Origin of the sequence: Streptococcus sanguinis (assembly GCF_019928825.1) — a bacterium.
Taxonomy (GTDB): Bacteria; Bacillota; Bacilli; order Lactobacillales; family Streptococcaceae; genus Streptococcus; species Streptococcus sanguinis_L.
This window is the reverse complement of the sequence record NZ_JAHZOP010000004.1, coordinates 376,121-399,679: the sequence shown is the minus strand read 5'-3', so window position 1 is coordinate 399,679 and position 23,559 is coordinate 376,121. Positions and strand designations below refer to the sequence as shown.

22 protein-coding genes are annotated in these 23,559 nt (G+C 41.4%); all 22 read right to left on the bottom strand.

What is annotated here, in order from left to right; all coding sequences use genetic code 11:
- A partial coding sequence (locus K1J09_RS09965; RefSeq protein ID WP_223340968.1) for a hypothetical protein occupies positions 1-2,541 on the bottom strand: 2,541 nt, incomplete at its 3' end.
- 443 nt (positions 2,542-2,984) lie between these two features.
- A complete protein-coding gene (locus K1J09_RS09960) occupies positions 2,985-3,782 on the bottom strand; it encodes a formate/nitrite transporter family protein (RefSeq protein ID WP_049547372.1) in 798 nt (265 codons plus the stop codon).
- Positions 3,783-3,895: 113 nt separating this feature from the next.
- Positions 3,896-4,843, bottom strand: a complete 948-nt coding sequence (gene mmuM, locus K1J09_RS09955) for a homocysteine S-methyltransferase (RefSeq protein ID WP_049547373.1) — start codon at positions 4,841-4,843, stop codon at positions 3,896-3,898.
- Between the two features lie 63 nt (positions 4,844-4,906).
- Positions 4,907-5,605, bottom strand: coding sequence for a glucosaminidase domain-containing protein (locus K1J09_RS09950; protein ID WP_049547374.1), 699 nt, complete (start codon positions 5,603-5,605; stop codon positions 4,907-4,909).
- Between the two features lie 147 nt (positions 5,606-5,752).
- A complete protein-coding gene (gene yihA, locus K1J09_RS09945) occupies positions 5,753-6,340 on the bottom strand; it encodes a ribosome biogenesis GTP-binding protein YihA/YsxC (protein WP_002915299.1) in 588 nt (195 codons plus the stop codon).
- Positions 6,341-6,350: 10 nt separating this feature from the next.
- On the bottom strand, positions 6,351-7,580 hold the full coding sequence (gene clpX / locus K1J09_RS09940) for an ATP-dependent Clp protease ATP-binding subunit ClpX (protein WP_002924853.1): 1,230 nt from the start codon (positions 7,578-7,580) through the stop codon (positions 6,351-6,353).
- A gap of 224 nt (positions 7,581-7,804) precedes the next feature.
- On the bottom strand, positions 7,805-8,317 hold the full coding sequence (locus K1J09_RS09935) for a dihydrofolate reductase (RefSeq protein ID WP_049547375.1): 513 nt from the start codon (positions 8,315-8,317) through the stop codon (positions 7,805-7,807).
- A gap of 124 nt (positions 8,318-8,441) precedes the next feature.
- Entirely contained in the window at positions 8,442-9,281 is an 840-nt protein-coding gene (locus K1J09_RS09930) for a thymidylate synthase (RefSeq protein WP_002904436.1), read from the bottom strand.
- A gap of 105 nt (positions 9,282-9,386) precedes the next feature.
- Positions 9,387-10,346, bottom strand: coding sequence for an ROK family glucokinase (locus tag K1J09_RS09925; RefSeq protein WP_049547376.1), 960 nt, complete (start codon positions 10,344-10,346; stop codon positions 9,387-9,389).
- 755 nt (positions 10,347-11,101) lie between these two features.
- Positions 11,102-11,512, bottom strand: a complete 411-nt coding sequence (locus tag K1J09_RS09920) for a GNAT family N-acetyltransferase (RefSeq protein WP_223324013.1) — start codon at positions 11,510-11,512, stop codon at positions 11,102-11,104.
- 71 nt (positions 11,513-11,583) lie between these two features.
- Entirely contained in the window at positions 11,584-12,171 is a 588-nt protein-coding gene (locus K1J09_RS09915) for a hypothetical protein (RefSeq protein WP_223324012.1), read from the bottom strand.
- Complete coding sequence (locus tag K1J09_RS09910; protein WP_223324011.1) at positions 12,168-14,036, bottom strand: ABC-F family ATP-binding cassette domain-containing protein; 1,869 nt, start codon at positions 14,034-14,036, stop codon at positions 12,168-12,170. The genes K1J09_RS09915 and K1J09_RS09910 overlap by 4 nt, the downstream gene beginning before the upstream one ends.
- On the bottom strand, positions 14,033-15,232 hold the full coding sequence (locus tag K1J09_RS09905; protein WP_223324010.1) for a CCA tRNA nucleotidyltransferase: 1,200 nt from the start codon (positions 15,230-15,232) through the stop codon (positions 14,033-14,035). The genes K1J09_RS09910 and K1J09_RS09905 overlap by 4 nt, the downstream gene beginning before the upstream one ends.
- Positions 15,229-15,996 (bottom strand): 4-hydroxy-tetrahydrodipicolinate reductase, encoded by a 768-nt coding sequence (dapB, locus tag K1J09_RS09900; RefSeq protein ID WP_223324009.1) that lies wholly within the window; start codon positions 15,994-15,996, stop codon positions 15,229-15,231. Before dapB ends, K1J09_RS09905 begins: the two co-directional genes overlap by 4 nt.
- Positions 15,997-16,036: 40 nt before the next feature.
- Positions 16,037-16,885 (bottom strand): DegV family protein, encoded by an 849-nt coding sequence (locus K1J09_RS09895; protein ID WP_002897645.1) that lies wholly within the window; start codon positions 16,883-16,885, stop codon positions 16,037-16,039.
- Between the two features lie 2 nt (positions 16,886-16,887).
- On the bottom strand, positions 16,888-17,262 hold the full coding sequence (locus K1J09_RS09890) for a DUF1149 family protein (RefSeq protein ID WP_002915309.1): 375 nt from the start codon (positions 17,260-17,262) through the stop codon (positions 16,888-16,890).
- Positions 17,263-17,388: 126 nt separating this feature from the next.
- The gene (locus K1J09_RS09885; RefSeq protein ID WP_223324008.1) at positions 17,389-19,350 is read right to left on the bottom strand and encodes a PTS fructose transporter subunit IIABC; all 1,962 of its coding nucleotides are present in this window, start codon (positions 19,348-19,350) and stop codon (positions 17,389-17,391) included.
- Positions 19,347-20,258: a 1-phosphofructokinase gene (pfkB, locus tag K1J09_RS09880; RefSeq protein WP_223324007.1), complete on the bottom strand. Its 912-nt coding sequence runs from the start codon at positions 20,256-20,258 to the stop codon at positions 19,347-19,349. Before pfkB ends, K1J09_RS09885 begins: the two co-directional genes overlap by 4 nt.
- On the bottom strand, positions 20,255-20,998 hold the full coding sequence (locus K1J09_RS09875; RefSeq protein ID WP_125356904.1) for a DeoR/GlpR family DNA-binding transcription regulator: 744 nt from the start codon (positions 20,996-20,998) through the stop codon (positions 20,255-20,257). The genes pfkB and K1J09_RS09875 overlap by 4 nt, the downstream gene beginning before the upstream one ends.
- 170 nt (positions 20,999-21,168) lie before the next feature.
- Positions 21,169-22,152 carry a CPBP family intramembrane glutamic endopeptidase gene (locus tag K1J09_RS09870; RefSeq protein WP_002897652.1) on the bottom strand — a complete coding sequence of 328 codons (984 nt, stop codon included), beginning with the start codon at positions 22,150-22,152 and terminating at the stop codon, positions 21,169-21,171.
- A gap of 13 nt (positions 22,153-22,165) precedes the next feature.
- Entirely contained in the window at positions 22,166-22,795 is a 630-nt protein-coding gene (locus K1J09_RS09865; protein WP_223324006.1) for a TIGR01906 family membrane protein, read from the bottom strand.
- The gene (locus tag K1J09_RS09860) at positions 22,788-23,558 is read right to left on the bottom strand and encodes a TIGR01457 family HAD-type hydrolase (protein ID WP_223324005.1); all 771 of its coding nucleotides are present in this window, start codon (positions 23,556-23,558) and stop codon (positions 22,788-22,790) included. Before K1J09_RS09860 ends, K1J09_RS09865 begins: the two co-directional genes overlap by 8 nt.
- Between the last annotated feature and the right edge of the window lies 1 nt (position 23,559).

Sequence of the window (23,559 nt, the reverse complement as noted above, 5' to 3'; positions counted from 1 at the left end):
GCCATGACCTAAATCGAAGATATAGGTATCATCACCAGCACCTCCATAGAGCTTATCATTGCCAGAACCGCCCTCTAATATATTATTTTGCTTGTCTCCTTGGACATTATCATCTCCCCCGGAAGCCATAACAAAAACTTGCTTTTCCGTCGCCTGTAAACTTTCTCCTTGATCGCTACCCATCACGACCTCTCCAGCTCCTATCATAATAGCCTTGAGGTAGTCATGAGACATAGAACCAAAGTAAGTCTTAAAGTCCTGATAACCACTGATCCCCTGATTCTCCATGTGTTTGAGATAGCCCGCTATGTCGCTTAGCTGGATTCCATCTTTAACATTCAGATAGCCCGGCAATACTGACTTGAGAAGCTCAAGATCAATGACCTTATCTTCCTTAACCTGTATAAGAGGTACTACACCAGAGAGGTGGCTGCTGCTCATCATAGCATAGTAATAATAATCCACCATCTTCTGATAGAGATCCTTGAGAATTGATGCTGAACTTGCGTGTGGATTAGACCCAGAAGTCCCAGTATAATCGCGTCCTAGGAGAGCTTCTATAACCTGAAGCTGTTTGGCATCCATAGCAGTCCCTCGACTGTTAGAGGCAGTGTTTTGAGCTCCTGCCATCTGAGTCAGGATACTTTCCACTAGCTGACGTCTCTCTGCTACATCGCGAGACAAGATAAATCGACCCACCTTATCCTTGAGTTGACCAGTAACATCCTTTGCCATCGCCTGATGGAGAGATGGCATATTACCCGAACCAGCTACATTTGGCAAAAAGTGGACTTCCAGCGGAATATTAATATCATTGAGTGACTTAGTATCGTAACCTCTCTTCTTGATCCAATATTCAGTCGCATCCCCAGTCTCACCGTTCGCCTTGATAAATTTGGCGCTGTTACCGAAAATAACCTCCTCGTGACCACCCAATTGACTTTTTTGATAGTTAAGCTGAATAGCAGCTATCCCTGCTTGTGATAAACTGCGTAGCTCTTCTTTTTCAGAAATACCATTTTGGTTAGCATCTTGCCAAACTTGAAGACGACTGTAATTAGCATCTTTATCATCAATGACCTTATCACCATTTGTATCTTGCTCCATCAACGCCTCAAAACCAAATCTTGCAAGTTTACCATTAGCTAAACGATAGCGATCTCCAAAAAGCTCATTACCATCGTTAATCACGCCATCCCCATTTTTATCTAGAACCAATAGAGCATCATCACCTTGAATCCAATTGATCCGCTCAGCGAAACCATTCCCATCTAAATCGAAATGCACACCCTTATCCAAAGAAGTTGGCTTGAATCCATCCCCTGATAAATCAAGAACAAGGGGATCAAGGTTGGGAGTTTCAGAGGCTTTATCAGCTTGGGAATCCCAAAGTATTTCCGCTCCTTTATGACCTATAGCTTCACCACCACTTTCCAGAGCTTCTTGTAAGAAGAATAGTCCTAAAATGTTATTTGCTAACCGAAATCTATTTTTGGTATTGCGTTGAAAAGCAAACATAGAAAATAAATCGGCTATATTTTTACCTATAATAGAACCTGCCTTTGTAAATCTCTCCCTTTCATCTCCTTTATGTTCACGGACACTTTTGACATCCTTATACCCTTCTATTATTTTTTGAGAAATTTCTAAAAAATCAAAAGCATTAATTTTTCCTCCTCCCTCCTCAATAAAATCGGGAAGGTATTCATCTGGTACTGTAACACTTCTATCATTGATTTTCTCTATAACTTCATCAACTAATTTCCCGACTTTTCTACTTTTAGGTCCAAAATATTTTCCAATATCAGTAAAACCTAGTCCTTTAGAAACTCTAACATTTTCCTCTTTTTCAATAATCCCTTTACTACCTCTTTCAATAATATCACCTAAATCATACACTTGTTTTAAACGGTCAACAATCTTATCTAATAGTTCCTTTTCTTTTTTATCTTGCTGTTTTTCTTGGTAATATTGTTTAATTAGTTCTAAAAGAGTTTTGTCGTCTTTATTGCCGTTTGATTTCGAAGACTGCTTCTCATCAGATGGTGTAGAGTTATTCTTTTGTCTTGGATTATCTTCATTTTTTTTAGGAATCGGAGGTACATAAGGATTGGAATCGGGACTGGAAAATTGACGATAAGTCTTAAAGAGATAGTATACTTCTCCATCAGTTGGTGTAGACTGCTCGTTCCCTGAGATATTGGACGAGCTGTTTTCTTCTCCCAATTCTCTCTCGCCGTCAATAGCAACAGAATCTTTAATCAGATCTGTGATTGGTTTGACATTAGCAATGACACTAGCCTTGATAACTGGAGGTTTTGCAGGCTTAACTTCAGCAACTACACTAACCTCGTTTCTTGTGACATCTTCAATTGAAGAAATAGATGACTTTTTACTTTCACTTTTATTCTGCTCCACAATTCCGCTAGCAATTGCTCTTTTCAGCATATTTTGCAAAGCTAAATCAAAAAGTCTGCTATCATTGACTCCATCCTGTTTTAAATCCTCTTTAAGCACTTGCGACATTTTACCATCTGCCATCATTTTACTCCTTATATAATTCATTAGTATAATACTATATATGGCAAGTAAAAATTTCGGCCTTGGATGCTATCTCGTTTTTATGATAGATAATCGAAAAAACAAAGAGAATAAAAGAGTTAGGAAAATAGATTATCAACAGAACCTTTTATTTAATTGCATCAGGTGATTGAAATATTACTTTTCAAAAAAACGTCAGTTATCTTTATATAGTATCATTGTCAGTATAACAAAAAATCACTTAACCTGTCAATCGCTTTTTTATCATACTATCTTCTTCAATGATTTTATTAGGTTTGCAAAAAATCCCCTACTAGTTGCAAGTGAACTAAATCTACTAAAGTAGCTTATCACCAACAAATAACAATGGGTTATCAAATTTGTCCACAAGGTTCTATTTATTTAAGGAGACATCAAAAAAAGGATTCGAAAATCCTTTTTTGTCAGTCCACATAATTACTTTCTTCCTTATTAAACCAAGCGTATGGCAAACCTATGAGTAGGCCACCACCGATGAGGTTACCGATAAAGGTTACGCCCCAGTGGCGTAGGATATTTCCAATACCAAAATTTTGCACTTCCGCTGCTGCTGAGCTGAATTTCACGATAGCGAACGAAGCAAAGTTGGCTGCCAAGTGTTCGTTAGTCAGGAATACAAACATATAAATGGCTGATATGACTAAGAAGAGCTTAGCTGTACTATCCTTGACCAAAACAAAGGAAAGAATAGCGATATTAACAAAGATATTGGCCAAGACTCCCTCGAGTAGAATCAGCTCATTAGATCGGGCAAGCTTCATCTGCACAACACCAGAAATGAAACTTTCTTTGCTAAGCCCTGCGTAAGCAGCCGAGTTAGCAAAGAGCCAGCCAGCAATCAAAGCGCCAATCAGATTGAAAAAGGTACAATAAAGCAAAATCATCAAAGCCTTTTTCCAGTCAATCTTCTTCAAAAAGGTACCAGCAGTCAGAAACATCATATTGGAAGTCACCAACTCTGCATTTAGAAAGACAATGTAAGCCAATCCCCAAGCAAAGATGAAAGGAAAGAGAAAGCGCCCAGTTCCTGGAACTATCTTATTCGTCAAATCTGCCGCAATAGCCCCAGCCCCAGTACTAAATGTTAGGAAAGCTCCAGCAAAGATGGAACGAACAGCGTACTTGGCCTTGCTTGTATCAAACAAAGCTTCTTTCTTGCGGCAAGCTGCTTCAATTTTAGGGATAAATGTCGATTCAGGCATAAAAAGTTCTCCTATTAATTTAAACTATGTATAGTATATCACAAAGTTCTTGCTTTTGATAGCGTTTTCGAGAACCTTTTTGAATTTTCTAAAAAAGGTTTGAAAATCTATTTTCAACCCTTTAATCCTTTTGCTAACTGAGCAATATCTTCTGGTCGTGTTCGACAACAACCACCAAAAAGCCGCACTCCTTGATTTTGCCAAAGTTTACTATTTTCCAGCAAGCTCCGCTCCTGCTCTGGATCATCATGCCAAGTCTTGGTCAAGCCATTATAAGTTTCGCCAGAGTTTGGATAGGTCAGAAAAGGTTTGTTGCACACTTGTCCAAGTCCATCTAATAATGGAGCAATTAAATGCGGAGCTGTACAATTAAAACCAACGGCCAGGACTTGTGGGCTTTCTTGAGCCAAGTTTCCTAATTCCTCAATCTTAGTGCCATCTGATATAGCATTCTCCGACTTGGCGACCAAGGACAAATAAGCCTCTGCCTGCGGAAATTCCTCAGCTAAAAGTCGGAGGATTGCTGCCGCTTCTGCTCCATTTGGAATTGTTTCAATAGCCAATAAATCACAGCCTGCTTCTAACAAAGCTTGAATACGCGGTCGATGAAACTCTTGGAATTCCTCTTCGCTCAGCTGGTAGTCTCCCGTATACTCCGAACCATCAGCTAAATAGGCAGCATAAGGCCCTACCGAGCCTGCAACCAGAGGATAGGGTCTCTGCTTTTGCTCTTCTGGAGATAATGCTTGCCAGACATTTTCGATTGCCTTCCGTGCTAAGAAGACTGTCTCTTTTAAAAGATCGTAACCCCTTTCAGGAGTTAGTCCTGCCTCTATAAATGCTGGAATGCTAGCCTGATAACTGGACGTAGTGATGATGTCACTGCCAGCTCTCACATAGCTTTCATGCACATCTTGAATAATCTGAGGCTGGTCTAATAGGTATTGAGCGGACCAAAGCTTACCAGATACATCATAACCCCGGTTTTCCAACTCTGTACCTAAGGCTCCATCTAAAATAATAATTTCTCGCTTGTCAAGCAAATCTTTAAATTTTACCATGCTATACTCCTAAAATCTACGATTAAACATAAAAAGAGGTCTCCCTCTTTTTTGTTGTCTTCATTAAAATCTATTCGCCCAGGCAGTATCGACATCCAAGATATCCTGAGTAGTGTATTGCTGACGATAGGGATTGTAAACGATATAGCCAGCACCAGACTCATAGAGTGGTGAATCAAAGCGAGTCAAATCGTATTTTTCAATAATATAATTCAATTTAGCATTGTAACTAGTATCTGTCGCATAGACACCAGTCAGGGCAGCTGTTGCATCCTGGTAAGTTGGTGCATTGCTCTTCCATGCGCCCGCAAAATGCCCCTGTTTGAGAACCGAAACATAGTCTTGCAGAGATTCTACATAGCTAGGATATGAACGGAAACTGTCGTTAATGGTGTAAGCATTTCCCGCTCCATCATCTTCCCAAGTCTCCATATTAGCAGACTGACCGTCATAGTGACCTTTGATACCGAAAAGGTTATAATGAGGTTCACCAGACAGACCAGACTGTCCTGAACCACTTTCCAAAATAGCCTGTGCAATCATAACAGAGGCATAAAGATCATTATCCTGTCCCAACTGACGCGCTGGCTCACCGATTTGTGAAATGAAATAGTCTGTTTGATTCATAGGCTGCTGATCGCTATTATTAGCGCTAGCAGGATTAATATGCTTGGCCAAGACGACGCCAACAGCAATCGTTGTTGTCATGATGAATAAAGCTGAAAGGATTCTCTTACCTTTTTTTGAAATTCTCTTTTTCACAGCACTTCTCCTGAATAAGATGTTAATGATACCATTGTAACATACTAAAGATTAAAAAAACACTATTGATAATTTACAAGTATATGACATTTTTCGTTTTATTTCAAAAAATCCAACTCAAAAACGAGTTGGATTTAATTCGTATTATTAAATTTTTGATAAAATCGCGTCCCAAGCAGCATCTAAGCCATCCTTGGTGACTGAGGAAAAAAGAATGAAATCATCATTTTTGTCAAAATCCAGTTTTTTCTTAATAGCCGACTCGTGCTTATTCCATTTCCCGCGAGGGATTTTATCAGCTTTGGTCGCTACTAGGATAACCGGAATGTCATAATATTTCAGAAATTCATACATCTGCACATCATCTGCGCTGGGATCATGCCGAAGATCAACAAGGCTGACAACTGCTCGGAGATTTTCACGACTGGTCAGATACTCCTCAATCATCCGGCCCCATTTTTCACGCTCTTTTTTGGAAACACGGGCATAGCCATAACCTGGCACATCGACAAAACGCAGCTTGTCATCAATGTTGAAAAAGTTTAGCAGCTGCGTTTTTCCAGGTTTTCCTGAAGTTCGCGCCAAATTTTTGCGATTGAGAAGTGTATTGATGAAACTGGACTTTCCGACGTTTGATCGGCCAGCTAAGGCAATCTCTGGAATATCATCTTGAGGGTAGTGCGATTTATTGGCTGCACTCAGCAAAATCTCTGCGTTGTGGGTATTGATTTCCATAAGCACCTCGTTAGGCAGTTTCTAGAATAGGCTTATCTGTTCCATCTACTGCTTCTTTGGTAATGCGGACAAGTTTGACATTTTCCTGACTTGGAACCTCAAACATGACATCCATCATAGTTTCTTCAATGATAGAGCGAAGCCCTCGTGCACCAGTTTTACGTTCGATCGCTTTATTGGCAATCTCCTGCAGAGCTTCTTCGTCAAATTCAAGCTTCACATCATCATAAGATAGAAGCGCCTGATACTGCTTAATAAGGGCGTTTCTAGGCTCTTTTAAAATCCGAACCAAATCATCCACTGTCAGTTGCTCCAGAGCAGCAAAAACAGGCAAACGGCCAATCAACTCAGGGATAATTCCAAATTTTTGAACGTCTTCTGAGATAATTTCCTGCATATAGGACCCATCTTCGTCAATTGCTCGGTTATTCTGACCGAAACCAATGATTTTCTCACCCAGACGCTGTTTTACGATTTCTTCTATACCGTCAAAAGCACCGCCAACAATGAAGAGAATATTCTTGGTATCAACCTGAATCATTTCCTGCTGGGGATGCTTGCGTCCACCTTGCGGCGGTACACTAGCTACTGTTCCTTCGATAATCTTCAGCAGAGCTTGTTGAACTCCTTCACCCGAAACATCACGGGTGATAGAGACATTTTCGCCTTTCTTAGCAATCTTGTCAATCTCATCGACATAGATAATCCCACGTTCTGCACGTTCAATATTAAAGTCAGCCGCCTGCAAAAGCTTGAGCAGGATATTTTCCACATCTTCTCCGACATAACCAGCTTCAGTCAGAGCAGTTGCATCCGCAATGGCAAAAGGCACATTGAGACTGCGAGCAAGAGTCTGCGCCAGGAAGGTTTTACCTGACCCGGTCGGGCCAATCATCAAAATATTTGACTTTTGAAGTTCCACATCTTCTTCTTCTCGGCTGTCGTGGTAGTTAATACGCTTGTAGTGATTATAGACCGCTACTGCTAAGGCACGCTTAGCTCGGTCTTGCCCGATAACATAGTGGTTCAAGATATTCAGCAGCTCCTGAGGTTTTGGTACCTCAGATAGATCTGCCAGCACTTCCTCAGCTAGCTCTTCACGAATGATTTCCTGTGCCAGTTCCACACATTCATTACAGATAAAGGCATTGTTACCAGCAATAATCTTCTGCACCTCATCTTGGTTCTTCCCACAGAAAGAACAAAAAACCATCATATCATCATTACGACTTGTAGGCATTGTTTACTCCAATTCTAAAATTCTAAATCTATTTATTTTCTTTCGTACATGTTAAAAAAGTGTCATATAAAAAGCATGAATGGAATTTACCAAGTTTGTAAAAGCATTCAGCAAAAATAAAGCTGCCAGTCCAAACCGCTTTTTCCGAAAGGTTTGAACGGCACAAATAAGACAAATGACACATAAAAAGGCCGTAAAAAAACCAAAAATACTACGTTCCATTCTTACGAGTCCTTCCTTTGGTATCTTTTTATAGTAAAATCATAAGGATTTTTTTCATCTTTGGCATGAAATTCACTGCTAACTTCCTGATAAGGAGCCCAGTCAAATGTATCAGGGAAATAGGTATCTCCTTCCAACTTAGCAGCAATCTGAGTCTGAATCAATTCTTCTAAATACGGCTCAAAAGCTCTGATAATTTGCGCTCCGCCGATAATATACAAGTTTCTATCTTGCTTTTGGTACCAATCCAAAACATCTTCCACATTGCTGAACAGTAAGACATTTTCATTGTCAACTTGATAGTTCTTATCCTTGCTCAAAATCAAACTGATTCGATTCGGCAAAACGCGACGCTGCAAACCATCAAAGGTCACACGCCCCATCAAAATAGCATGTCCAGTCGTCGTTGCCTTAAAATGCTGCAATTCTGCCGGTAGATGCCAAGGCATGACCTTGTCTTTTCCAATCAGACCATCCTCTGCCTGAGCCCAAATGGCAATAATCTTCTTTGTCATCCTTTTATCCTTTGTATTAGTAACTCTATTCTATCAAATTTGCTGTAAAAAGGCATGTTTAAAGTATGATTCAAGCAGAACTTTTGCAGAGGTTGGCAGTTTTCGCATACACTTATCAAAATCGTTAAATAGCCAAATCGAACTTCAGCTGAGGTTTAACGGGATTATAGTCCAGCAAGTCAAAATCTTCTGCTTTGATATCAAAGAAATTAGTTCCATCCGGCACATTTAACACGAGCCTAGGGTGACAGTCACTAGGTTCCCGACGCAATAGCTCCTCCGCCTGCTCGAACTGATTGTCATAGATGTGCAAGTTATTGATAAAGTAAAAGAACTTGCCGACCTTCCAGCCGAAATGCTTGGCAATCATCATCTGCAGAGCCACATACTGCATAGCATTGATGTGGTGAGCAACTAACATATCATTTGACCGCTGAGTCAGAGTCGCATCCAGATAAATGTCTCCATCTACACGCCGAACGTCAAACATTGTTTGAAAAGCGCATGGAAGCAAGCCATCTGTTTCTTCAAAAGCTTCATAATCCCAGAGAGAGATGATATTGCGACGGTTCCAAGGATTGGCTTCAAGCTGTTGGAGAATTTTATTGATAATATTGTGCTTCTTGACAACAGCTCCGTAGCGCTGGCCAATAGTACCCGTATCGCCAACTTCCCAGTCATTCCAGTAGTGAACATTATACTTGTCATTGAGCAGTTCCAGACTATTAGACTGGTCTTGATAGATCCAAAGAACTTCCTTAATGGCAGACTTGATAGCAATAGGGCGCAGAGTCGTGATTGGGAACTCTCCCTTGCTCAAATCATATTCAGCAAAAGAACCAGTGATATATTTGGAGTTGGCCACATTTCCATCCTTGTAGCGCGGACGAGCATTTTCAGAAAAAACACCTTGCTCCATAATTTTTTTAATATTCTCTTTGAAAATCGTATCTGCTAGCGTCATGATTTCTCCTTCGTTCAGTGAGCTTTTTCTAGTATAGCAAATTTTCCATAAAAATTCTCCTACAGACCTTTCTGCAGGAGAACAAATAAAGCAAACTTGTAGAATTTATTGTAAAACCAATGATGCTGCTCCGATAACACCAGCATCATTTCCAAGAGTAGCCAAGGCCAACTTGGTTGAAGTACGAACCTGCGGGAAGCTATTCTCTTCATAAACCTTGCGAACGCCATCAAGTAAGAAGGCTCCCGCGGCTGATACACCACCACCGATAACAATTGTAGATGGATTGAGGATAGAGCCGATATTAGCGCAGGCAATTCCTAGGTAGCGAGCGAAATTGCGATAGACAATCAGAGCCAGCTCATCGCCTTCTTTCGCCAAGTCAAAGACAATCTTTGCATTAACATCTTCACCGTTGTCAATCAGTTTTTTCAACTCGGCATCACCAGCATACTCATCAGCATAGCGGCGAGTCAGGTTGACAATACCAGTCGCAGATGCAACCGTCTCCAAGCAGCCCTTCTTGCCACAAGTACATTGAATCGGCTGATCAAAGTCAACAGTGATGTGACCCAACTCTCCTGCTGCTCCAGCAAGTCCGTGCAAGAGCTTGCCTTCGGCAACAATTCCTCCGCCAACACCTGTACCCAGTGTCATAAAGACTACATCAGGCTGGTTTTCTCCAGCTCCCATCCAGCGTTCACCCAAAGCGGCAACGTTAGCGTCGTTGTCAATATAGAAAGGAATACCAGTCGCTTTTTCAATCTTATCCTTGACCGGCTGCAGCGTCTTCCAATTGAGATTGTAAGCACCGATAACAGTCCCTTTCTCACGGTCAACTACTCCTGGCGAGCCCATACCAATCCCGATAAAATCCTCTGCTGAAAGCTGAAGCAAGTCCAAACGATGCAGGATTGACTCAATCATATCATCTACGATGTGGCTTCCTTCGTCCAAAATATTGGTTTTAATGGACCATTTTTCCTGAATTTCGCCCTCTGAAGTCAAAATAGCAAACTTAATAGATGTTCCACCAAGGTCAATTCCGATTATTTTTTTCGACATGATGTTCTCCTCTGTGTTTTATTTATCATCATTATATCAGATTTTTTCAGTAAGGAGAAGGTTTGCATAAAGAAAAGTGAAAATCAACAAAAATCTAACTTTGCTACTTCTCTTAGCCACTTTTATCCTTTACTTTCTTGTACTAGTAATTTCTTTTTCTTAACCAATGGCTTATGGTTAGATTCTATCCTCCACTCTCTTTCATAATACTTCATTGAATCATATATACGTTCCAGAAACGTTTCTTCAAGAAAAATCAACGGGATAATTAAATCAACTTGATTTTTAAAGACGCGCTTCTTATTTTTACGTACAATAGTTGAAGTTTTACAAAGTCCCTCGACGTCATTAAAATTTATTTCAATTCTGTAAGAAGTTGTAAACCTGTTTCGTATTATACGAAAATTCATCTCTGACACATCTTTCCATGAAAAAAATTCTCTATCTGCCACTAGAGAAGGCTTATAATAGAAACCGTTCACCGTTAGTCTAATGAACTCTTTGTCAGCAAAAAGAAGACACCAAGAAGCGAACAAAATTAGATATAAAATCAAAAGTAATACTAATAAAATGTAAGAATAAAAATATGTCAGTCGATTTTCCAAAACGATAAAACAGACAAAAAAATAAGACAAACAAATAGAAAATAAACTATTAAGAATTGCCCAAAAAAGTATTTTTTTCGAACTTCTTTTTATTATTCTTTCTTGCACTATTTTTCACCAATAATCTTTTCTATATTTACTCATCCTAACTCACAACTCTTTTGTAAAATAATATCTTTCACCAGTATAAGGGTATTCTTTCAACGCGAACACTTCTGTATAGCCGTGCTGTTTATAAAAATCTGGGGCTTGAAACCGATACGTATCCACAAATGAATATTTGCATTTTCTTTCTCTGGCTTCTTGTTCAGCCCTACACAGTATTTTTGAGCCTATGCCTTGCCCTCGTAAATCCTCACTCACATACAAATATTCAATCTCCAGCCAATTACCAAAAGTTTCGGCCGCCATACCAGCCAGCAGATTTCCTTTTTCGTCTTCTACATAGATGTTAAGAGGCTCACTTTTGGAGAACTCTCTTTTAGAGCGATTGTAGGATCTGATTAAATTTCCCAGTTCTTGTGTCTTCTTCGAGTTGGTATTTTCCAATCTTAGTTTCATAGATGCCTCCGTTCCATCTCTAAAGGTTTTAGATTTACAGTTTATGAAACTGTTCGGACTATATCTTCACCTTAAATATCCTTCTGACTTGCTCGCCATTGATTATGGTAATCCATCATTGTTTCATAAATATATTTAGGTTTCTCTTTTTTCAGTAACATAAGAGTAATTTCTAACGGTTCAGGAATACCAAACTTATATTTTTTGCTCTTTCTAGAAGCAAGCCTACTTCTCTTCAAAACTACAGGATCCACTGAATGAAAACAAATCGTCAAAATATGACTCTTATTGAATAATTGATATTTTGCATAATGTCGAATACGTTTAATTCTATAGTCTATTCTCTGGATTTCTTCCCAACTATAAAACGAAACTTCTCTAAAAAGAAGGGGTCTGAAGTAAAATCCCTGTGCCGTTAGACGAAGAAAACGTTTATCCCTAAACAAACAAATCCATACTAAAATAGAGAGAAAATCAAAAACAATTGTACCTATCACTAAAAACAATTTTTCAATCACAGAAATATTGGAGTCGAATAATAGGTATCCGTTTTTAGATGGTAATATAAGAACTGCAGTCAAAAAGCCAGCAAGAGCGCTCGCCGATATAGCTAAAAAGAATATTTTCAACCAGCTCTGCCTAAACACTACTTCATTCATCCTTCTAACCCACTCAGGTATTCATAGCGCTCGTATTTTTCCAGCAGTTTTTCATTCTGCTCATCCAGTTCTTGCTGGAGTTGAGATAGGCGAGCAAAGTCCGAGCCATTCTCCTGCATGGCCGCTTCAATCTCAGAAATCCGCTCCTCCAAAGCCTCAATATCGTCCTCAATAGACTCCCACTCCTGCTTTTCAAAGTAGGTCATGCGCTTTTTATCCTCGCGCACTTTGGGCGATTTTTCCTTTTCAGTCTTTTGGGAAATAGCAGAGCTTTCTGTCAGGAAGGCTTTTTCATCTAAGTAATCTGTGTAATTACCGAAAAACTCTCTGATACTCCCATCCTCAAAAGCCAAAATCTTGCTGGCTACCTTGTCCAGGAAATAACGGTCGTGGCTGACTGTAATAACTGGCCCGGCAAAGCCTTGCAGAAAGTTTTCCAAGACCGTCAGAGTTGCAATATCCAAATCATTGGTTGGCTCGTCAAGAAGCAAGACATTGGGCTTTTCTAAGAGAAGTTTGAGCAGGTAAAGGCGTTTCTTCTCTCCGCCAGAAAGCTTTTCGATTAAAGTCCCATGAGTAGAACGAGGAAAAAGAAACTGCTCTAAGAGTTCTGCAATGGAAGTCGTTCCACTGCCTATCTTGACCTCCTCAGCCACTTCTTGCAGGTAATTAATGACTCGCTTAGACTCATCCAAGCCCTCAATCTGCTGAGAGAAATAGGCCACTCGGACTGTCTCTCCTATAATAAGCTGGCCAGCCTGAGGCTGAAGTTTACCGGCAATCAGATTGAGCAAGGTCGACTTGCCGACACCGTTATCTCCGACGATCCCAATACGGTCCTTGTTCTGGATCAAAAGACTGAACTGAGAGAGAATAAGCTTCTGGTCATAAGCAAAGTCTACATTTTGAAACTCGATAACCTTCTTACCAATACGGCTGGTTTCAAAATTCATTTCTAGATTGCTCTCAGTCGTCTGGCCTGCCAAATCTTTCTTGAGGTCATGGAAACGATTGATACGAGCCTGTTGCTTGGTTGCCCGAGCCTGAGGCTGCCGTCGCATCCAAGAAAGCTCCTGCTTGTATAACTGCTGCTTCTTATGAAGCAAGGCCGCATCCCGCTCATCCTGCTCTGCCTTGAGACGGACATAGTCTTGATAATTTCCCTGGTATTCAATCAAGCGACCGCCATCCAGCTCAAAAATCCGTGTCGAAATATTATCCAAGAAATAGCGATCATGGGTGATGAAAAGCACGGTCTTCTTTGAATTTTTCAAGAAATGCGTCAGCCATTCAATGGTATCAATATCTAGGTGGTTGGTCGGCTCGTCCAGCAAGAGCAAATCGGCATCACCTAAGAGAACCTGAGCCAGCTGAACTCGGCGACGAAGACCTCCTGATAACTGACCAACCTTAAGTGACAGATTAGTCAGACCAAGCTTGGACAAAACCGTCTTGACCTGACTTTCGATTTCCCAAGCATGGAGCGAGTCCATCTCGGCCATAACCGCTTCTAGTCTAGACTGCTGACTTTCATCATAAGCCGTCAAAAGCAGCTCATACTCTCGAATCAACTGCATTTCCCGTAAATTACTGGACAAAACAGTATCAAGCACCGTCTGCTCCTCATCAAAATCAGGCTCCTGAGTTAAATAAGCAATCTTATAGCCCGTCTTAGCAGAAAAAGGGCTGACATCTCCGTCAAAGCCCGACTTACCTGACAACACATCCAGCAGCGTTGTCTTTCCTGTTCCATTGACACCAATCAGACCAATCCGGTCTAGATCATGAATGATAAAGGAAATATCCCGAAAAACAGTCTTATCTCCTACTGATTTGGTTAGCTTGTCAACGATAAAATCGCTCATTTTTTCTCCTTGATATAGGCGTAAATGGCCTCTAGTTCATTAGGCAAGTGGCCATCTACAATATCGTATTCCAACTCTTTCAAAATTTGGCCAAGTTTTGGTCCTGGCTCAAAGCCGAACTCCCGCATCAGCATACCGCCATTGACGACCATTTCCTGCTTGTTATGAATAGTTAGACTGGCATCAAGATTCTGAATCGCAGAGAAATCAACTGCCAAACCTTGCGCCTGTCGAAGATCTTCTGCTTGTAGCAATAAGTCAATATCATAGTCATAGCAGTCTCGCTTGGTCAAGTCTCGTTCTGAGCGGAATGCCGCAATCTCAACCAAGTCTTCTACTTTCTTGGCAAATTCACGAGACGTCTTCCAGTCTTTTAGAATGCCTTTAACATCTTGCACATCCAAGGCTAGCAAAAGGGCTGCCCAAGCCTGCTCGGACGCTGAAAATCGAAAATCTGAAGCCAAGTCAAAGAGCCTTTCTAACTTAGCTCTGCTTCCCTTCAAATCTGGCAAAAATTCTATAGCACCACTTGTCAAGAGTGCTTCTAAACCCTTGCGCCAAAACGGGGCCAGCAAGAGCTTGTCGAATTCGATAAAAATTCGTTCAACCGAAATCTTTTCAAGTAAAGGAGCACAATCCTTCATAGCCACAAAAGTATCTTGCTCTAGGTCAAAATCCAAGGCAGCCTGAAAACGAAAGCCCCGCATGATGCGTAGAGCATCTTCATTAAAACGCTCAGCAGCCGTCCCAACTGCCCGCAAAATCTGATTTTCCAAGTCATTCAAGCCTTGGAAAAGATCGATAACTTGACCGCTTTCATCCAAAGCCAGAGCATTGATGGTAAAATCACGTCGCTTGAGATCTTCTTCCAAAGAGCGCACAAAAGAAACCTTGCTTGGCCTGCGGTAGTCCACATAGACATCCTCGGTCCGGAAAGTTGTTACTTCGTATTCACGGTTATTTTCCAGAACCAAGACGGTTCCATGCTCAATCCCCACATCAACTGTCCGGTCAAAGATACGCTTGGTTTCCTCAGGATAGCTAGAGCTAGCTATATCCACATCGTGAATAGGTCGCTGCAAAAGGGCATCTCGAACAGAACCGCCAACAAAATAAGCTTCAAAGCCAGCCGCTTTTATCTTCTCTAATACTGGCAAAGCCTCCTGAAATTCAGAAGGCAGAGTTTCTAATCTCATAGTAAATGTTCCAATCCATAGACTAATTCTGAGCGTTTGACAACTTCTTTAATGGCAAGATTAACCCCTGTCATAAAGGAAGCACGGTCATAGGAATCATGCCGCAGGGTCAATCCCTCTCCCTGACTGCCAAAGATTACTTCCTGATGGGCAACCAGACCAGGCAAGCGAACCGAGTGAATACGCATGCCGTCGAAATCAGCTCCACGAGCGCCAGCTATAGATTCTTCCTCATCAGCAGCTCCCTGCTGCTTGCTCGGTCTGACTTGGCTGATGAGCTCAGCTGTCTTGATAGCTGTCCCACTCGGAGTATCCTTTTTCTGGTCATGATGCAGCTCAATGATTTCTACATTTGGGAAATACTTGGCTGCCTGTGCTGCAAACTGCATCAGCAAAACAGCTCCCAAGGCAAAGTTTGGCGCAATCAATCCACCCAGCTCCTTTTCCTTAGACAATGTGATTAACTCTTCCAACTGGTCTGGTGTAAAACCTGTCGTTCCGACCACTGGGCAAAATCCCTGTTCCAGAGCGAAGTGAGTATTGTCATAAGCTACTTTTGGGGTTGTAAAATCAACCCAGACATGGGCTTCCAGCCCAGCCACTTCTTCCTTGGCATTGAAGACAGGAACACCAGCCACTTCTTTTTCATCCGTAAAAGGATCCAGCAGTCCAACTAATTCTAGTTCAGGATCTTCTGTTACCATTTTATAGGCCGCTTGACCCATTTTTCCTTTAAAACCAGCAATAATAACTTTGATACTCATGTTTTCCTCCTTACAGAGACAAGCTCAGATATTCAGACAATCAAATCACAGGAATATAAGCAAGTGCAACGCTCCCCTTGCCTAGATGCGTTCCAATGACACTGCCAAAGGTTGCGATAGGAACTTCACTAGCAATACCGCTGTCTAGCAGATTTTTCTGAAGCTCGGCTGCTTTTTTTGGCGCATTGCCATGGATAACCATAATCTGATAAACACCGCCCGCTGTTCTTTCTTGGACAAGTTCCAGCATACGCTTGGTAGCCTTCTTCTCCGTCCGAATCTTTTCAAAAACTTCTATCACACCATGATTGTTAAAATACAGAATAGGCTTGATGCTGAGCAGATTTCCCAGAATAGCTGCGCCGTTAGACAGGCGTCCTCCTTTGACCAAGTGGTCCAAGTCGTCCACCATGATAAAGGCGCTGGTGCCATCAATCTGCTTCTGGACATTAGCTAAAATTGTTTCAAAATCTAGTCCTTCTTCTGCCCACTCTAGAGCAGATTGAACCATAATACCGAGCGGTGCACTGGTAATCTTAGAATCTGGAAAGGCAATTTGCAAACCATGAAATTCATCTTTCAGATACTGAATGTTTTGATAAAAACCAGAAATTCCGCTAGATAGAAAGAGTCCCAGAACATGGGTATAGTCTTTGCCGTCTAGAATGGTAAGAATCTCTTCTAGGTCCGCAATGCTAGGCTGACTGGTCTTAGGCAATTCATCTGACTGAGCCATTTTTTCATAAAATTCACTAGCTGTTAAGTTTCTTCCTTCGACATAAGACTCACCGTCAATCACGACCGGAATATCCAAGACGAAAAGATTTTCGCTCTCTAGCAGCGAAGCCGGCAGATAGGCCGATGAATCTGTGATAACCGCTAACTTCATGATTAAAACTCCAAATTAATGCCTGGCAAATCTAGAGCAATTTCTGTCACTTCATAAGTCAAGCGATTGAGCATGGTTAAGCAAGGCCGAGCCAGCTCTTCTACTTCATCGTGGTCAAATTCACTCGGTTCCTCAATAAGACGACCGTGAATGTGGTTAGCTTGCGAAATAGTTCCGCTGATAACAAAATTCTCAAAAACAATCATAAAAGTCAAAATCACAATCAATGAAGTTGTATGGGCTTCGACATCTCTTTTGACCAATTGGAAATTCACATCAACCTTGGTTTCAGGTGTTCCATTTTCTTTTTCCCACTCAAAATTTCGAGCGTCAAAATGGTACTGACTAACAAATTCTTTTTCGCGCTGTATGTTCATTTTTATTCTCCTAAAAATATGCGATAGGCCCATTATACCATATATCGAGCGAAGTTTCCATGCTAAAATTTGCAGGCCGGAAAACACAAAAAAGAATCTCACTGACAAGCGAGATTCTTTTAAATATTATTTCTTAAGTGGTTTGCGCAGGTAACCAAAGATAATACCGCTGACTACTGCACCAATCAATACATATACCAAGTAAAGAATTGGATTGTTTGTCAAACCGATAACGAAGATTCCTCCGTGAGGAGCCATGAGCTTGATACCTGACAATCCTACAAGAGCACCTGTTAGAGCTGAACCTACGATAAAGCTTGGAATAGCACGGGCTGGGTCAGCAGCTCCAAAAGGAATCGCTCCTTCTGTGATGAAAGATAGTCCCATGACGATGTTTGTCAAACCTGAATCACGTTCTTCTTCAGTAAATTTATGTTTGAACAAAAGAGTCGCAATAAATACTGCCAAAGGAGGGACCATACCAGCAGCCATAACTGCTGCCATAACAGGCGAACCACCAGTTGAAACAGTGCTTGCAAGTGTACTAGTACCAAATACATAAGCCGCCTTATTAACCGGCCCACCCATATCGACAGCCATCATACCACCGACTAAGAGGCCGAGGAGGACAGCAGAGCTTCCGCTCAGACTTGCCAAGAAATCATTCAAGGCTGTATTGATTGCTGACATTGGAATATTGACCGCCAACATCACAAATCCAGTCACAAGAACACCCAGAAGAGGCAAAAGCAAGATTGAACGGATACCTTCAAGTGAGCGAGGCAGACCTGCAAGAAGCTTACGAAGAAGGAGAATAATACCACCAGCTAAGAAGCCGCCTACCAAAGCTCCAAGGAAACCAGATGATACACCAACTAAATCAAGTGTTTTCTGACCGCCTTCAGCATAGGCAACACCGCCAAATGATGCACCGCTGCTTGCAATTGCACCAGCTACGAAACCAGAAACCAGACCTGGCTTTTCAGCGATTGAGTATGCGATATAACCAGCTAATACTGGCAGCATGAAGCCAAAGGCTGCTCCACCAATTGCTTTAAACTGAGCTGCAATTTCATGATAACTTCCCAGATTAGAAAGCTGATCTTTTGGTACACCTAAGATCTGATCCAGCAAGAATGCAATGGCAATCATAATACCACCGCCAATAACGAATGGCAACATTTGGGAAACACCGCTCATCAAGTGCTTGTAAAAAGCGCCGCCCAGACTAAGTTTCTCATTACCAGATTCTGCAGCACCGCCACCGTTAGCAGCCTTGTAAATCTCAGCATTTCCTGAAAGAGCCAGATTAATCAGTTCTTCTGTCTTACGAATACCATCTGCAACTGGACGATTGATTAACGGCTTGCCGTCAAAGCGATTCATCTCTACGGCCTTATCTGCCGCGATGATAACAGCTTTGGCATTTTTGATATCTTCTGCTGTCAGTTTATTTCCGACACCACTGGCACCGTTGGTTTCAACCTTGATGCCGACACCCATTTCAGCTGCGACCTTTTGTAAGGCCTCTTGAGCCATGTAGGTATGTGCAATCCCAGTCGTACAAGCTGTTACAGCTACAAGGAAATCTCCTCCTTCATTGGCAGGTTCAACAACAGCAGGTTCTTCCGCTTTTTCCGAAGCTTGGTCAAAGAGCTCAATCACCTGATCAGGCGAAGTCACTTGACGCAGTTTATCCGCAAAACCATCCTTCATCAGGTATTGGGACAATTCAGCCAAGGCAGCCAAGTGAGTATCGTTAGCACCTTCTGGAGCTGCAATCATGAAGAAAAGATCAGTTGGTTGGCCATCCAAACTTTCATAATCTACGCCTTTATTTGATTTGGCAAAAAGTACTGTCGCTTCTTTCACTGCAGTATTTTTGCTGTGAGGCATAGCGATTCCATCACCCAAGCCTGTAGAAGTCAAGGCTTCACGAGCCAAAATCCCTTCTTTGAAAGTATCGAAGTCTGTTACATAGCCATGATCCACTAGGCTCTGAATCATTTCTTCGATAACAGCTTTTTTCTCTGTTGCCTGCAAGTCTAGCAACATCACATCTTTTCTTAGTAAGTCTTGAATTTTCATATTTTTTCTACCTCTACTTTTTCATAGATTTCTTTTATATAATCAGCTGTCGCCAAATCATCTGAGAAGGTGGTTGCTGTTCCGCAGGCCACTCCCCATTTGAAGGCTTGAATAACATCATCAGACCGGACAAACTCTCCAGTAAACCCAGCCACCATAGAGTCACCAGCACCAACAGAATTTTTCACATCGCCCTTGATAGGTTTAGCGAAATAGGCACCGTCTCGAGTTACCAGTAAAGCCCCGTCTCCAGCCATGGAAATGATTACATGCTGGGCACCCTTGTCTAAGATTTGACGAGCATAACTCTCAATCTGATCCAAGCTTTCGAGCTTAACTCCGAAAATATCACCTAGTTCGTGATTGTTAGGTTTAACCAAGAGCGGCTCAAACTCTAAAGAATCCAGTAGCGTCTGACCTTCAAAGTCACATACAACTTGTGCTCCCGTCTTTCTGGTTAAGCCAATCAGCTCCTTGTAGACAATATTACCTAAATTTTTAGGACTGCTGCCCGCAAAGACTACCGTATCTTCCGAGGTCAGAGAAGAAAGGAATTTCTCCAGTTCTTCTAGTTTCTGACTGGAAATTTCTGGACCAGGTCCGTTAATTTCTGTCTCAGCATCTGCTTTAATTTTGACATTGATACGAGTATCCTGCTCAACTTCTACAAAATGGCTTGAGATTCCTTCCTCTTCCAGAGTATCTGTGATGAACTTGCCAGTAAAACCACCGATAAAGCCAGTCGCTGTATTTTCAATACCTAGACGTTTGAGAACTCGGCTAACATTGATTCCCTTTCCTCCAGCGAATTTGTCGTCACTGTCCATCCGATTGACGCTTCCTATAAGGACCTTGTCCAGACGGACAATATAGTCGATGGAAGGGTTTAGTGTGACAGTATAAATCATACCTCAATCACCTCCGTTTTTTCTTTCAGTGCTTGAATCACTTCCGATTCATTTTGAATAGTAATAATGCTTGCTTTGGCAAGAGGAGCGACTTTGACAAATGATGTCTGTCCTAGTTTAGAAAGATCAGCCAAGACATAAGTCTTCTTAGCGTTCTCCAAAATCGCTCTTTTGATAGCTCCTTCTTCCATATCTGGAGTGGTAAAGAAGCCATCGTCAATGCCATTCATTCCAATAAAGGCTTTATCGAAATTCAACTGACCGATTTGATTTAGGGCAACACCGCCAATGCTGGCATCCGTTGAGCGCTTGACCTTTCCGCCGATAATGACTGTCGGTATATTGCGCTCTACCAACTTGGTCGCATGGTGAATGGAGTTGGTGACGACTGTCACTCTAGGGTCATGCAGCTCATTAACTAAAAGCTCATTGGTTGTCCCCGCATCAATAAAAATCACATCATGCTTTTGAATCAAGCTTGCTGCCATCTTGGCAATGGCTGTCTTTTCTTGAATGCTTTTGATAGATTTTTCCTGATTACTCTCCTCTTCTTGTAGAAAATGAAGGCTCTCGGCTCCACCATGAACTCGTCGCAGCTTGTGCTCACTCTCCAACTCATCCAAATCTCTTCTGATAGTTGATTCTGAAGTGTTTAAAGCATGTACTAGATAGTCTAGAGAAACAAATTTTTCTCTTATGACTGTCTCTAGAATAACTTGCTTTCTTTCCGACTTCAGCATAAAGCACCTCCTTTGAAATCGTTTACGATTATTATTATACCTCTTTAATTTTCAATGTCAAGCATTTTCTATCAAAAACTTTCAATTTCTATCTTTTTATCGAACAAAAAAAGAGCTGGACTACATCCAACTCCTTTCATATCGTTGCATAGCTGCCAAATAAAAGGCAATTAGCTATTATTGATTAAGGATACAATATAGGCTGCCATGACAGGCAGAAAAGTTCCAAGAAAAGTAAACACAACCAGAACCCAGAACCAGACTGATTTAAAAGCCTGTTTGTAGGTCCCTGGGAGCGAACGATTGGAAGCAATGTATTCCTTAAATTTTGGCCATTTCAAGATTAAAAACAAAAGAAATACTGTGCTACCAGCAATTAATAAGCCGTAAAAAAAGATGTTAACTATAGGCTCCGGAGCTCTTTTTGAAAGAAAAGCTAAACCTTCTGCTATAACAAAATTATTAATAGCATGAAAAATGATAGACCAGATAATCGAATACTCAAAAGCGATATAGCCAAGCCCCAAACCAATTAAACTAGCAAAATAAAGCTGATAAAGATTTTCGTGAAAAAGGCCAAATAAAATCGAAGTCATAAGAATGGCAAAAATCTTTCCATGCTTCTCTAAAGCTCGCAAACCAGCGCCTCTGAAAATAATTTCCTCTGTAACTGGGGCCATCAAAGATGAATAAATCAGCATAGTCAGTGTCTCAGAACCACCGCTCCCTGATTCCATACCAGATAGGTCTATATTGAAGAGTTGCATGATAGCCTGCATCATCTGATTGACAACAGCTGTAAACAATTGGGCGAACAAAAGGAAGCAAATCATATAAAAGAAAACTTTAGGAGTCATCTTCCGTCCCTTGCGACGAAGGTCGTATTTAAAGAGCTGCTTACCCCGAGACACCGTGAAAGTAAGAACACCGAGACAAGAAGCTAAAATATAAGCTCCACCGTCCTTTTCAATAAATTTAGTGAGAACTTCCTGGGTCTTTTGGATATCCATATCTTGCCCTGGCATAATAACGAAAAAAGCTACAAATGCATAAACGAAAACAGAAGCAAGCATAACCCATAAATAAGTAAAGCAAGTTGCTGAAAATCGGCCTAGATCTTTTTTAGGATTTAAAGGTTCGGGCATATAATACATAAAATCTCCTATATTAAATTTTCTCTTTACCCTTTCGGCTTAGAAAATACAAGGTTAAAAAGATTCCCTCATAAAGTAAAGCAAAAAGAATAAAGGCGTGCATGAAAAATTCTTCTGGTAGAATCCAAATGACAGGATCCTTAGCCGGGTCAAACATCCAAGTATTGTCTCCGGCAAAGAGAACTTGATGAAAGAGTGTAAAAAAATTGTTGAAACCAATCATAAAAGCCAGTCCAGCAAAGACAAGTGGCAAGATACTGATCACTAGAAAAGCCCGTCTGTAGAGACCTAAGAATCCCTTTTTAACAACTTTTTTGATAAAGAAGATAAAGGCCGGCAAAGTTATTAGAAAAACAGTCTGTGCCAAGTGAAAAAGATACTTGACTGCCTGAAAATGATGCAGGCCAGCTGTTGACGAGCGGAAATCCGGCATCGCCAGCATCTGGCTAAAAGGATTGGTCAGGTAATTCATCAAAATATTAAAATTATACTGAATGGTCTCTGATTTCAAATAAACCTTACCTGGTAAGGCAAAATAAGAAATCTCCATAGGGTATAAGAGCCAGGCCAGATAAATGGTTAGCAATATCGCTGTTGCCAACAAGCACAAAGCGCTGGCTAAAAATCTCAACTTATCACGCATCGAAGTCCCACTCCGCTAGGCTAGACAAGACATGAGTCGGCTGAATTGGCAGATTAGGCACTTCTTCTGGCAGAGTAAAGCCTGTCGTAACCAAGAGGGTCGGAATGCCATTGTCGATTCCCGCTCGAATATCTGTCAGATAGTTATCGCCCACCATGATCACTTCTTCACGCGCCAGACCTAAATGCTCTATGGCTTTTTCCATGATGATGGCATTGGGCTTGCCGATAAAGGTCGGTTCAACCCGAGTGGCTGCTTCTAAGAGGGCGTTGATAGCACCCGCTCCCGGCTGCAGACCTCGTTCTGTCGGAATATTAAGATCTGGATTGGTCCCGATAAAATGAGCACCCTTTTGAATGGCCAGAGTCGCTATTGTCAGCTTCTCATAATCCACTTCCCAGTCCAGCCCCACTACTACATAGTCAGGATTTTCTGTGTCTTCTATATATCCAGCTTCTTCAATGGCATGTTTAAGCCCGACATCACCGATAACATAGACTTTCTTGCCCAGATTTTTCTCCTGCATATAATCGATGGTAGCTAAAGTAGCTGTGTAAATAGTTTCAAGTGGCGTCTCAATATTGAAATTTTCAGCCAGCATGGTCTGCACTGCTTCTGGCGTGCGAGTAGTATTATTGGTCACGAAAAGATAGGGAATCTTGCGCTTCTGCAACTCATGCACAAAAGCTTCACCAGCTGGAATCCGGCTCTTGCCCTTATAAATCGTCCCGTCTAAATCAATCAAATATCCTTTATAAGTCATT